This window comes from Aliivibrio sp. 1S175, assembly GCF_001690985.1.
Taxonomy (GTDB): Bacteria; Pseudomonadota; Gammaproteobacteria; order Enterobacterales; family Vibrionaceae; genus Aliivibrio.
This window is the reverse complement of sequence record NZ_MAJS01000079.1, coordinates 15,847-28,123: the sequence shown is the minus strand read 5'-3', so window position 1 is coordinate 28,123 and position 12,277 is coordinate 15,847. Positions and strand designations below refer to the sequence as shown.

Here is a 12,277-nt window from a genome sequence, read left to right as displayed (position 1 = left end):
ATCTCGCCTATTAAGGCTGAAACTGGGTGCCAATGCTGTTTCCAATAAACAACTCAGCTAATTTTTCAGGTGAACGCCATGACGCCACCTCTATCGCTCGACCAAGCTCTTGTGCTGCCTCTAAAGCTGCTCGCACTTTCACGATCATGCCGTCAGTTATCACTTTTTGTTGAATCAATAATTCCGCTTGCTCTGAATCTAGGCTTGCTATTAATTGTTTTTCGCCATCCAATACACCAGCAACATCAGACAGCAATACTAGATCAGCATCTAACGCAGTAGCAACCGCAACCGCCGCTTGATCAGCATTCACATTCATTAACTCACCTTCAGCTGTAATACCAATAGAGCTAATGATCGGTGTTACCTGCGTTGCTAGTACTGCATTTAATATTGTTGCATCACCTGCCGTCGCCAAACCAACATTACCTAACTCAGGATTAAGCTGTGTGATTTTGCATAAACCGCCATCAGCCAAACTTAATCCCATCGCGTTCACACCATTTCTCATCGCTTGACCTTGCAGCATTTTATTTGCCGTTCCTGCAAGTGCTCCTGTGATATAACCAATTTGATCTTTTGGCGTGACACGTAACCCTTCTTTCTTAACCGTTTCAAGTTGTAATTTTGCCATCAACTCATCAACAAGATAGCCACCACCATGTACAATAACTAATGAGCGCTGAGCTTGTTGTTGATAGTTTGAAACCGTTTTAAATAATTGTGTTAACGTTTCGGTTGATGACAATACTGCACCACCTAACTTAATCACCAATGGACGTTGGTTCATATTACACTCCATACTCTATATTAAAGCGGTTAACATAGGGAACCGAAAACGAATATTAATGCATTGCATTGCTTGGCTTGATGCGCCTTTTAATAAATTATCAATAGCAGAAACGACAATTAGGTGCTCACCTTGTACTTTCCAACCTATATCGCAGAAAGGCGTTTTCTCAACAGATTGCAGCTTTGGCATTTCATTTCCCAATAAACGTACAATTGGTTCTTTTGCATACGCTTTCTCAAATGCTTTTTGAATTTGCTCTTCCGTTATCCCTTTCTCTAACTTCGTGGTAATTGTCGCTAAAATACCGCGTTTAAAATTACCAAGATGAGGAGTAAAAATGACATCGCATCCTAAATGCGCTGCAATTTCAGGTTGATGGCGATGATTAAATACACCATAAGGCTGAAGACTCACCTCACAAAAACTGCTCGTTAAGTTCGCTTTACGCCCAGCACCTGTCGCACCACTTGTCGCATTAATAACTGGCCATTGATTTTGATCTAATAAATTTGCTTCGACTAATGGTTTTAATGCTAATTGTGACGCAGTTGGATAACATCCCGGAACGGCAATTAATTGCGCCTTAGCAATTTCATCCGCGTTCCATTCTGCTAGCCCATAAACGGCTTTATCTAACCAACCTTCGTATTTATGTTCAAAACCATAAAATTCAGAATAGAAACCTTCTTTTTGAACACGGAATGCGCCAGACAAATCAAAAACAACACAACCATTCTCTAAAAAAGTAGACGCTAAATCGTGGCTAACTTCATGCGCCGTTGCGAGTAAAACAATATCACTCTCTTTCGCTACTTGATTCAGATTAACTAAAGGTTGTAAGGCGTCATCTACAATCCCTTTTAATGAACCATGCAATTCACTGATTGCTTTTCCTTTATCCAAACTATTCTCAGAAACATATAAGCCTGATAAAGAAAGGTGTGGGTGCTTAAATACCATCAGTGCCAATTCTGCACCTGTGTATCCGCTTGCTCCGATGATGGTTGTTTTCAACATAAATACGTCCATTTATCTCTTCAACTATTGAAGGAAAAAGCCATTCAAGGTAACTTGAGAGTTACGTATATTAGATACTGCTTTTCCTTTTTAAAATTTAGTTTATTCATTAAAATTAAACTAAACTGTATTTCTATTCACTTTATGTGATTTAATATGTGTTTTACAGGGTTCTCTCTTTTCTGTCAACAGTGGATGTATGAATAAATGAAATTTCCAGAATTTAAAGATTATTATCAACAACTCATTTCAACCTCTTCAATCAGCTCTACAGATCCAAGTTGGGATGAAGGTAATGCTGAAGTAATACATAAATTAGCGCAGTGGTGTGAAGATTTAGGGTGTGAAGTTGAAATTGAAGAAATTGAAAAAGGTAAGTTGAACTTACTTGCAAAACTAGGTTCAGGGGAAGGCGGATTATTATTAGCAGGGCATACCGATACTGTCCCGTACGATCAAGGCCGTTGGAATTACGAGCCTCATGCATTAACCGAAGCCAATGACCGATTTTATGGTTTAGGTACTGCCGATATGAAAGGTTTTTTTGCCTTTATCTTAGAGGCCATCAAAAATATTAATTGGAAAGATCAATCCAAACCTCTCTACATCCTTGCTACCTGCGATGAAGAAACAACTATGTTAGGGGCTCGTCATTTTGCTTCAAATACTCAAATTCAACCTGACTATTGCATTATTGGTGAACCAACAAGTTTGAAACCAATTCGAGGTCATAAAGGTCATGTTGCCAATGCTATTCGAGTCACAGGAAAATCTGGACACTCTTCAGATCCTGCTCTTGGGGTTAATGCATTAGAAATTATGAATGAAATCATGTTTGCCTTAATGCATTTAAAAAATAAACTCGTTAAGGAATATCACAACCCTGGTTTTTCAATTCCTTATCCAACACTCAACCTTGGTCATATTCACGGTGGCGATAGTCCAAACCGTATTTGTGGTTGTTGTGAACTTCATTATGATGTCCGCCCTTTACCAGGGATAAGTCTTGATGGGTTAGATAATATGTTGCGCGATGCGTTGAAAGAAGTTGAAGCTAAATGGCCCGGTAAAATTGAAATTACGTCATTACACGATCCAATTCCAGGTTATGAATGTAGTTCAGACAGCCCTATTGTTACAAGTACTGCCGAGATTTGTGGTCAAGAAGTCGAAACCGTGAACTATTGTACCGAAGCACCCTTCTTACAAGATCTTTGCCCCACTCTAGTTTTAGGTCCAGGTTCTATCGAACAAGCACACCAACCTGATGAATTTTTAGCATTTTCCTTTATTGATCCAACAATCAATGTTCTTAGCAAATTAATGTACAAACATTGTTTCTAATCTGAAATAAATTTACAAAACTCGTCAATATGAAAATGAATATTCGATGATCTACGGCAATAACTTATCTAAAAGAACGCCGTTTATACTTCAATATTTGACGAATAGCCGTAAATTCGGATAGATTGGATGTAGAAAAAATTTAGGATGTAACAAAATTACAGTATAGGAAGTAACTATGAATGAAAAGTACGCGGCTTTAAAAAGCAATGTAAGCATGTTGGGTCATCTACTTGGAAATACAATTAGAGACGCACATGGTGAAGAGCTATTAGCAAAAGTTGAAACCATTCGTAAGCTGTCTAAAACAGCACGCGCAGGAAGCGACAATGACCGTAATGCATTAATTGAAGAAATTAAAAACCTTCCAGACAATCAACTAACTCCGGTTGCTCGTGCATTCAGTCAATTCCTAAATCTAACGAACATGGCAGAGCAATATCATACCATTTCACGTCACTGTGAAGCTCATGTGTGCGAACCTGATGCTATTAGTACTTTATTCTCTAAGTTAAGCCAAAATAACATTAGCAAATTAGATACCACACAAGCAGTTCGTGAATTAAATATTGAACTCGTACTGACTGCACATCCTACAGAAATTGCACGTCGTACCATGATCAACAAATTAATTAAAATCAACGAATGCTTGTCAAAACTTGAACTTAGCGATATTTCGTTCTCTGAACGTGAAAAAACAGAACGTCGCCTTGAACAATTAATTGCACAAGCATGGCACTCAGATGTCATTCGACAAGAGCGTCCAACGCCTCTAGATGAAGCTAAATGGGGATTTGCTGTTGTTGAAAACTCACTATGGCAAGGTATCCCTGAATTCTTACGAGAATTTGATCAACGCTTAACTAGCCATTTAGGTGAAGGCCTTCCAATTGATGCTCGCCCTGTTCATATGTCCTCGTGGATGGGTGGTGACCGAGATGGTAACCCATTCGTCACACACAAGATCACACGTGAAGTGATGCTTCTTTCTCGCTGGAAAGCTGCAGATCTGTTCTTAAAAGACGTGAATGAACTTATCAGTGAACTTTCTATGGTGAAATGTACTGATGAAGTTCGAGAGCTTGCAGGGGAACAACACGAACCTTATCGTGCGGTTCTTAAACAGCTTCGTACTTTATTAGGCGATACACTTGAAAACCTAGATGCTCAAATGAAAGGTGAGCTGACCTCAAATAAAGTAATTCTTACCGATGCAGATCAACTTTGGGCACCATTATATGCGTGTTACCAATCTCTGCACGCTTGCGGTATGGCTATTATTGCCGAAGGCTCTCTACTTGATACACTTCGTCGTGTGAAAGCATTTGGTGTGCATCTTGTTCGCCTCGATATTCGTCAAGAAAGTACGCGTCACTCAAACGTATTATCAGAGTTGACTCGCTACTTAGGCATTGGTGATTATGACCAATGGAGCGAGCAAGATAAGATCTCTTTCCTTGTTAATGAATTAAGCTCTAAGCGCCCGCTACTTCCTCGTAACTGGGAGCCATCTCCTGAAGTTCAAGAAGTTATTGATACGTGTAAAGTCGTTGCAGAACAATCTAAAGAAGCATTAGGTTCTTATGTTATCTCAATGGCTCGCACCGCATCAGACGTATTGGCTGTTCATTTATTACTTCAAGAAGCTGGCTGTCCGTTCCGTATGGATGTGTGTCCACTGTTTGAAACTCTGGACGATTTGAATCGCTCAAAAGAAGTCATGGAGCAACTGTTCTCTATTGATTGGTATCGTGGATTTATTCAAAACCATCAAATGGTGATGATCGGCTATTCTGATTCTGCAAAAGATGCCGGTGTCATGTCAGCAGGTTGGGCGCAATACAGTGCGATGGAAGCCTTAGTCGATGTCTGTGAAAAAGAAAACATCGAACTAACCTTATTCCACGGCCGTGGCGGTACAATTGGTCGCGGGGGTGCACCAGCCCATGCTGCACTTCTATCTCAACCACCAAAAAGCTTAAAAGGTGGCCTACGTGTTACTGAGCAAGGTGAGATGATCCGATTTAAGTTGGGTCTACCTGAAGTCGCAGTAAACAGCTTTAACCTATACGCAAGTGCGATTCTTGAAGCGAATCTTCTTCCACCACCAGAGCCTAAGCAAGAATGGCGTGATTTAATGGACGTACTTTCTGAAGTATCGTGTGAAGCTTATCGTAATATTGTTCGTGGTGAGAAAGACTTTGTTCCTTACTTCCGCGCAGCAACACCAGAGCTAGAACTAGGTAAACTACCTTTAGGCTCTCGCCCTGCTAAACGAAATCCAAATGGCGGCGTAGAAAGCCTACGTGCAATTCCTTGGATCTTCTCATGGAGTCAGAACCGTTTAGTTCTTCCTGCATGGCTAGGTGCTGGTGAAGCAATTCAATATTCAATTGATAAAGGTCACCAAGAGCTATTAGAAGAGATGTGTCGTGAATGGCCATTCTTCTCTACTCGCCTTGGAATGCTTGAAATGGTTTACACCAAGTGTAATCCACAGATGTCTGAATACTACGATCAACGTTTAACAGACAAATCTCTATGGCCTTTAGGTGAGCGTCTACGTAATCAATTACAAGCGGATATTAAAGCGGTATTGAACGTAGAGAACAGCGATCACTTAATGGAGCGTGACCCGTGGGGTTCTGAGTCAATTAAATTACGTAGCATCTATGTAGATCCACTCAACATGCTACAAGCTGAGCTTCTGTTCCGTACTCGTCAACAAGAAGAGACGTCACCAGAACTTGAAGAAGCGCTAATGGTTACGATTGCAGGTATTGCCGCAGGTATGCGTAACACTGGCTAAGCCTAAGCGTTAAAACAACCTTCCTATTATTCAAAGGTCACTTCGGTGGCCTTTTCTTTTATCTTTTAGACAGATACCGACACAAAAAAACCGCTACAGTGAGCGGTTCTTTATCAATAACTCTTAGGTAAATATTAACCTTTAGGGCGAACACCTAGTGTATGACAAAGCGCATAAGTGTGTTCTGCACGGTTTAGCGTATAGAAATGGAAGTCTTTCACCCCCTCACGACTTAAGATACGCGTCATATCAATCGCATGACTTGCACCTACCATTTGACGAGTCACAGGATCATCATCCAAGCCATCAAACTGCTGTGCCATCCACCCAGGGATCTTCACATTATTCATCTTGGCAAAACGAGAGGCTTGCTTGAAGTTCGATACAGGAAGAATTCCAGGAATAATCTCCACATCAATACCCGCAGAAACACAGCGATCACGGAAACGTAAGTAACTTTCGACATCAAAGAAAAACTGAGTAATTGCACGGTTAGCACCGGCATCCACTTTACGTTTTAGATTCAATAAATCCGCTTGTGCGCTTTTCGCTTCTGGATGTACTTCCGGAAATGCAGCCACTGAAATATCAAAATCATGCTGAGATTTTAACAGTTCCACCAAATCTGATGCGTACATATCAGGTACTCCACCGCCCGCAGGAATATCACCACGCAGTGCAACAATATCTTTAATACCATTTGCCCAGTAATCATTCGCAATGTCGATTAACTCTGAACGGCTTGCATCAATACACGTTAAATGAGGTGCCGCAATAAGGCCTGTTTGCTCTTTAATTTCTTTTATTATGGAATGGGTACGGTCACGTTCACCAGAATTAGCCCCATACGTTACAGACACAAATTTTGGTTTTAGTGTTTTTAAACGGTGAATAGAATTCCACAGCGTTTCTTCCATCTTCTCTGAACTTGGTGGAAAAAACTCAAAAGAGACATTGATACTACCATCAAGCTCAGCAATATTTTGATTCAGTGACTCTAGGTGGCTTGCGTGTGAATAGGCCATATCTTGCTCTCCCTGCTGTAATGCCAAATATAAAGCATTACAAAAATACATCATCCGTGTTGACGTCATTTGGACGTCTATATGTCTACAGAATGTATGTTATAGAGTTCAAAGTCAAGGATCTGATTATGAATTTTTCTCAAGTAGTAATTGAGTTATTTTCACTATGAAATAAAGAAGATGAGAAATTAAAGAAGGAGTGATGCAGTTATGAAATGTCGTCAGTTAGATAAGTAATAGATAAAAAAAACGCCAGCACTAAGGCTGGCGTTTAAATTATTAGTTGGCTATTGATTACTCAGCAGCAACAACTTCTAATTTCAATGTAGCAAATACTTCAGAGTGAAGTTGGATGCTAACTTCGAAAGAACCAGTTGTACGTAGAGCGCCTTCAGGAAGACGAACTTCGCTTTTCGCGATTGCAACGCCAGCAGCTGTAGCAGCGTCAGCGATGTCACGAGTACCGATTGAACCGAATAGTTTACCTTCGTCACCAGATTTTGATGCGATAGTAACTTCTAGAGCGTTAACAGACTCAGCACGAGCTTCTGCAGCAGCTAGTTGCTTAGCAACGTTAGCTTCTAATTCAGCGCGACGAGTTTCAAACATCTCTACGTTAGCTTTAGTTGCCATAACAGCCTTACCTTGTGGGATAAGGAAGTTACGTGCGTAACCAGCTTTAACGTTAACTTGGTCGCCAAGGCTACCTAGGTTACCGATTTTATCAAGTAGAATAACTTGCATTATCTTAGTCCTCTATAAACTTATTTAAACTGCTATCGACTTACAGATGCTTATCTGTGTACGGTAGAAGTGCAAGGTAACGAGAACGCTTGATAGCGCGAGCTAGCTGACGTTGGTATTTAGCACGAGTACCAGTGATACGGCTAGGTACGATTTTACCAGCTTCAGTGATGTAGTTTTTTAGAGTTGCTACGTCTTTGTAGTCAATCTCTTGTACGCCTTCTGCTGTAAAACGGCAGAATTTACGACGACGGAAGAAACGAGCCATGGGCTATCTCCAGATCTAAATGAATTTAATATGCTCAGCATGTAACACTACTCTCGCCACGCCATTTCGGCCTGTCTGGTACGTGATAAAACCACCTACCGTAACGTTACTATTTTGAGCCAAGTTTGCAGTTAAAGCTTGAGACCCTTGTCCACTAACTACCACGTTCATTCTGCAATAGACTTCACGTGATAAGCCAGCTTCCTGTTTAATCGAGCGATGTTCAATGACAAAATGACAATGAGGTATGCCCGCAGGACTAAGACTTCGAACCGGAGCCTTGGCGATAATACCGCTTAACTCCAATCGATTGGTCATCAAATCAATTACTCAGCAGCAGCTTCTTCAGCGCGTGGTGCAGCGTCTTCACGCTTAGCAGTACGCTCTTCTTTAGCTTTCATCATTACTGATGGCTCAGTGATCGCAGCTTTAGTACGCATGATCATGTTACGTAGAACAGCATCGTTGTAACGGAATGCAGTTTCTAGTTCATCAATAACAGCTTGCTCAGACTCAACGTTCATAAGAACGTAGTGTGCTTTATGCAATTTGTTGATTGGGTAAGCCATTTGACGACGACCCCAATCTTCTAGACGGTGGATAGTACCACCAGCTTCTGTGATTGAACCTGTGTAACGCTCGATCATGCCAGCAACTTGCTCGCTTTGATCAGGATGCACCATGAATACGATTTCATAATGACGCATTGGTTGCTCCTTACGGATTATTCAGCTTCCACGATTGGCTCAGTCATCCAAGGGAAGCAAGGAACTAAAAAAAAGACTGAGAATTAAGAACGGCGGATAGTATAGAAAAACAGCGTTATTGGCAAGAAAAAGATACCTAAATCACAAAAATATTTTCGTTCATTTAGTTTAAAAAAAGAAGGCAATGAAATCATCATTACCTTCACTCTTAGCCACTTGTTTTTATAGACTATTTAGCCTTGTAGCGAACGCTGACGTACCGCTTCAAACAAACAGACACCTGACGCTACAGAAACATTTAGGCTCGTTACAGAACCTGCCATAGGGATTTTAATGAGGTCATCACAAGTCTCACGAGTTAAACGACGCATGCCGTCCCCCTCTGCACCCATAACGATAGCTAATGGCCCTGTAAGTTTCGCTTGATATACATCATGTGTAGCTTCACCAGCGGTACCAACAAACCATACACCTTTCTCTTGAAGTGCACGCATAGTACGAGCCAAGTTAGTTACACGTACAAGAGGCACCATTTCAGCCGCACCACAAGCCACTTTACTTACTGTTGCTGTCATTGATGCTGATTTATCTTTAGGAACAATAACCGCAGCCACACCTGCACCATCAGCATTACGCAGACAAGCACCAAGGTTGTGAGGATCGGTTACACCATCAAGAACTAAGAATAATGGATTCTCTGTTTTATCCATGATGTCGTCTAAATCACGTTCATTCAACTGCTTAGCAGGCGTAACACGAGCAATAATACCTTGGTGATTTGCACCTTTCGCTTTGTCGTCTAACGTTTTACGTGGAAGTTCTTGGATCTTAAATCCAAGTTCACCTAGTTCAGTGATGATAGGTAATAAACGATCGTCTTCACGACCTTTTAATACAAAGATTTCAATGAAACGGGCAGGATCACGCTCTAATACAGCTTTGGTTGCGTGGATACCAAAAAGAAATTCATTACTCATGTTATCGCTTCTTTCTATTACAAATTAGTGGAGCTAATGAGGCAACGTTGCCTCATTATCGAATGTTTACTTACTCAGCCTTTGGTTTCGGCTTTCTTGCACGTATTTTTTTCTTGTGTCTTGGTTTTTTCTTCGCCGGAGCGCCTTCAGCAGAACCGTCAGGACGTTTCGTTGGTTCAACCATGGCTTGAGCTTTTGAATTAACCTTGCCCTTACCTTTGGATTTACGATCAGCTAATTGACCGCGACCTTTTGGTTCAACTTTATCGCCTTTTTTTGCTTTAAAGTTAGGATCTCGACGAGGGGCTTTTTTATCATCACGCTTCTTCGCATTGTCTTTGGTTGTTTTACCTTGACCACGCGCTTTACGCATTGATGTCGTGCATTCAAAATCAATGTTGCGACTATCTAAGTTAACGGCAAGTACTTTCACCGTCACTTGATCACCCAATCGGAAGATCTGACCTGAACTCTCACCCGTTAAACGCTGACCCGCAGCATCAAATTGATAATAGTCATTTGCCAAAGATGAAATATGTACCAGACCATCGATGTGCAACTCATTCAATCGAACAAAGAAACCAAAGCCCGTGACATTGGCAATCACACCTTCTAGTTCTTCGCCAATATGATCTTGCATGTATTCACACTTCAACCAATCAGACACATCACGTGTCGCATCATCTGCACGACGCTCTGTCATTGAACATTGCTCACCAAACACATCCATATCATCAAACGAATAATGATACCCACCTGTTGGTGTCCAACGATCGGTGTTATGACCTTTTTCTTTTGCAATAAGATACTTAATAGCACGATGCAATAATAAATCAGGGTAACGACGAATTGGCGACGTAAAGTGCGCATAACGCTTAAGAGCCAAACCAAAGTGACCTTGATTATCTGCGTTATATACCGCTTGCTTCATTGAGCGCAGTAACATCGTTTGAATCAATTCTTTATCTGGACGATCAGCAATTAAATGAACTAATTGACCGTAATCTGTTGGAGATGGCGTTAACCCACCAGATAAGCTTAAACCTAACTCTCCTAAGAAATCACGGAAACCCGTTAAGCGTTCTTCACCTGGCGCTTCATGCACACGGTACAACGCTGGCTCTTTTGCTTTTTCTACAAAAGTCGCTGAAGCAATGTTCGCCAAAATCATACATTCTTCGATGATTTTATGTGCGTCATTACGGATCACAGGTTCGATGCGATCTATTTTACGTTCAGCATTGAAAATAAATTTAGTTTCAATGGTTTCAAATTCAATGGCACCACGCGCTTCACGTGCTGTTTTTAACACCTGATACATGTTGTGCAGTTCTTTCAAGTGCGGAACCAGCGGTTCATAACGTTGAGTTAGTTCTTCGTCACCATCAAGAATGTCGCTTACTTTATTATACGTAAGACGCGCGTGTGAGTTCATCACCGCTTCGTAATGTTTAAAGCCTGACAGTTTTCCTGATGCAGAGATAGTCATCTCACACACCATACATAAACGGTCAACTTGAGGATTCAATGAACACAAACCGTTAGACAAGATTTCCGGTAACATCGGAACCACTTGAGCAGGGAAGTAAACTGAATTACCACGCTGAATCGCTTCTTTGTCTAATGCGTTTTCTGGACGAACGTAATAACTAACATCGGCAATCGCAACCCATAAGCGCCAGCCACCTGAGGCTTTCGCTTGACAGAATACGGCATCATCGAAATCTCGAGCATCTTCACCATCAATCGTTACCAATGGTAATTCACGAAGATCAACACGGCCTTCTTTTGCTTCTTCTGGCACTTCCTCTGCTAGCCCTTCAACTTGTTTTTCAACCGCTGCTGGCCATACATGAGGAATATTGTGTGTACGAAGTGCAATGTCAATTTCCATTCCCGGAGCCATATTCTCACCAAGAACTTCAATTACCTGACCTGACATGCCGCGAGCACGGCCACCACGGTCAGTGATATTAATCACAACAACATTCCCCATTCGAGCACTCATTTTATGCTCATTAGGGATGAAGATATCTTGATTAATACGCGAATCGTCAGGCACAACGAAACTTAATCCATCTTCCGTAAAGAATCGGCCAACAATGCCATCGTTATGAGGCTCTAATACACGGATAACACGACCTTCTTTTCGGCCTCGTTTATCAGTACCTGTTGGCTGAACTAGTACTACATCACCATGAATAACTTTTTTCATTTGGTGGAAAGGCAAAAGCACATCGTTATCTTTACCAATGCTGCCTTCAGGACGGATCCAGCCGAAGCCATCACGGTGACCAAGAACAAGGCCTTTTAATACCTCAATACGCTCTGGTAATGCGTAACACTGACGACGAGTAAAGACTAATTGTCCATCTCGCTCCATCGCTCTTAAACGACGACGTAAACCTTCGTAGTTATCTTCACCAGATAAACCCAGGGCTTCGAATAAGTCATTACGATTTAAAGGCGCTTCTGCTTTTTGGAAAAATTCAAGAATGAACTCACGGCTTGGAATTGGATTCTCGTACTTTTCTGCTTCTCGATCTTGGAAAGGATCGTTTTGAATAATCTTAGACATAGGCTGACCTGCTTA

General features: G+C 41.4%; 11 protein-coding genes. 2 read left to right on the top strand and 9 right to left on the bottom strand.

The window, feature by feature from the left end; genetic code table 11:
* Positions 1–10: 10 nt before the first annotated feature.
* Positions 11–790, bottom strand: a complete 780-nt coding sequence (gene argB, locus A6E06_RS15365; protein ID WP_065594215.1) for an acetylglutamate kinase — start codon at positions 788–790, stop codon at positions 11–13.
* 15 nt (positions 791–805) lie between these two features.
* Positions 806–1,810, bottom strand: coding sequence for an N-acetyl-gamma-glutamyl-phosphate reductase (gene argC / locus A6E06_RS15360; protein WP_065594216.1), 1,005 nt, complete (start codon positions 1,808–1,810; stop codon positions 806–808).
* A gap of 207 nt (positions 1,811–2,017) precedes the next feature.
* Here argC and argE point away from each other — a divergent pair, with 207 nt between their 5' ends.
* Together argE and ppc are read left to right on the top strand one after the other, a co-directional pair.
* Positions 2,018–3,154 carry an acetylornithine deacetylase gene (gene argE, locus A6E06_RS15355; RefSeq protein WP_065594217.1) on the top strand — a complete coding sequence of 379 codons (1,137 nt, stop codon included), beginning with the start codon at positions 2,018–2,020 and terminating at the stop codon, positions 3,152–3,154.
* Between the two features lie 178 nt (positions 3,155–3,332).
* Positions 3,333–5,963, top strand: coding sequence for a phosphoenolpyruvate carboxylase (ppc, locus tag A6E06_RS15350; RefSeq protein ID WP_065594218.1), 2,631 nt, complete (start codon positions 3,333–3,335; stop codon positions 5,961–5,963).
* A 134-nt stretch (positions 5,964–6,097) separates the two neighbouring features.
* Here ppc and metF read toward each other — a convergent pair whose 3' ends face one another.
* The 7 genes from metF to rnr all read right to left on the bottom strand — a co-directional run bounded on the left by metF (position 6,098) and on the right by rnr (position 12,262).
* Complete coding sequence (gene metF, locus A6E06_RS15345) at positions 6,098–6,988, bottom strand: methylenetetrahydrofolate reductase (protein WP_065594219.1); 891 nt, start codon at positions 6,986–6,988, stop codon at positions 6,098–6,100.
* A gap of 294 nt (positions 6,989–7,282) precedes the next feature.
* Positions 7,283–7,732, bottom strand: a complete 450-nt coding sequence (gene rplI, locus A6E06_RS15340; protein ID WP_060992649.1) for a 50S ribosomal protein L9 — start codon at positions 7,730–7,732, stop codon at positions 7,283–7,285.
* A 40-nt stretch (positions 7,733–7,772) separates the two neighbouring features.
* Positions 7,773–8,000, bottom strand: a complete 228-nt coding sequence (gene rpsR / locus A6E06_RS15335) for a 30S ribosomal protein S18 (protein WP_005421136.1) — start codon at positions 7,998–8,000, stop codon at positions 7,773–7,775.
* A 15-nt stretch (positions 8,001–8,015) separates the two neighbouring features.
* On the bottom strand, positions 8,016–8,318 hold the full coding sequence (priB, locus tag A6E06_RS15330; protein WP_065594220.1) for a primosomal replication protein N: 303 nt from the start codon (positions 8,316–8,318) through the stop codon (positions 8,016–8,018).
* A gap of 8 nt (positions 8,319–8,326) precedes the next feature.
* Positions 8,327–8,707 carry a 30S ribosomal protein S6 gene (gene rpsF, locus A6E06_RS15325; RefSeq protein ID WP_065594221.1) on the bottom strand — a complete coding sequence of 127 codons (381 nt, stop codon included), beginning with the start codon at positions 8,705–8,707 and terminating at the stop codon, positions 8,327–8,329.
* A gap of 233 nt (positions 8,708–8,940) precedes the next feature.
* Complete coding sequence (rlmB, locus tag A6E06_RS15320; RefSeq protein WP_065594222.1) at positions 8,941–9,684, bottom strand: 23S rRNA (guanosine(2251)-2'-O)-methyltransferase RlmB; 744 nt, start codon at positions 9,682–9,684, stop codon at positions 8,941–8,943.
* 70 nt (positions 9,685–9,754) lie between these two features.
* A complete protein-coding gene (rnr, locus tag A6E06_RS15315) occupies positions 9,755–12,262 on the bottom strand; it encodes a ribonuclease R (RefSeq protein ID WP_065594223.1) in 2,508 nt (835 codons plus the stop codon).
* Positions 12,263–12,277 lie beyond the last annotated feature (15 nt).

Excerpts from the sequence above, each read along its gene's own strand:
- argB (WP_065594215.1), bottom strand. The coding sequence starts at position 790 with ATGAACCAACGTCCATTGGTGATTAAGTTAGGTGGTGCAGTATTGTCA.
- argC (WP_065594216.1), bottom strand. The coding sequence starts at position 1,810 with ATGTTGAAAACAACCATCATCGGAGCAAGCGGATACACAGGTGCAGAA.
- argE (WP_065594217.1), top strand. The coding sequence starts at position 2,018 with ATGAAATTTCCAGAATTTAAAGATTATTATCAACAACTCATTTCAACC.
- ppc (WP_065594218.1), top strand. The coding sequence starts at position 3,333 with ATGAATGAAAAGTACGCGGCTTTAAAAAGCAATGTAAGCATGTTGGGT.
- metF (WP_065594219.1), bottom strand. The coding sequence starts at position 6,988 with ATGGCCTATTCACACGCAAGCCACCTAGAGTCACTGAATCAAAATATT.
- rplI (WP_060992649.1), bottom strand. The coding sequence starts at position 7,732 with ATGCAAGTTATTCTACTTGATAAAATCGGTAACCTAGGTAGCCTTGGC.
- rpsR (WP_005421136.1), bottom strand. The coding sequence starts at position 8,000 with ATGGCTCGTTTCTTCCGTCGTCGTAAATTCTGCCGTTTTACAGCAGAA.
- priB (WP_065594220.1), bottom strand. The coding sequence starts at position 8,318 with ATGACCAATCGATTGGAGTTAAGCGGTATTATCGCCAAGGCTCCGGTT.
- rpsF (WP_065594221.1), bottom strand. The coding sequence starts at position 8,707 with ATGCGTCATTATGAAATCGTATTCATGGTGCATCCTGATCAAAGCGAG.
- rlmB (WP_065594222.1), bottom strand. The coding sequence starts at position 9,684 with ATGAGTAATGAATTTCTTTTTGGTATCCACGCAACCAAAGCTGTATTA.
- rnr (WP_065594223.1), bottom strand. The coding sequence starts at position 12,262 with ATGTCTAAGATTATTCAAAACGATCCTTTCCAAGATCGAGAAGCAGAA.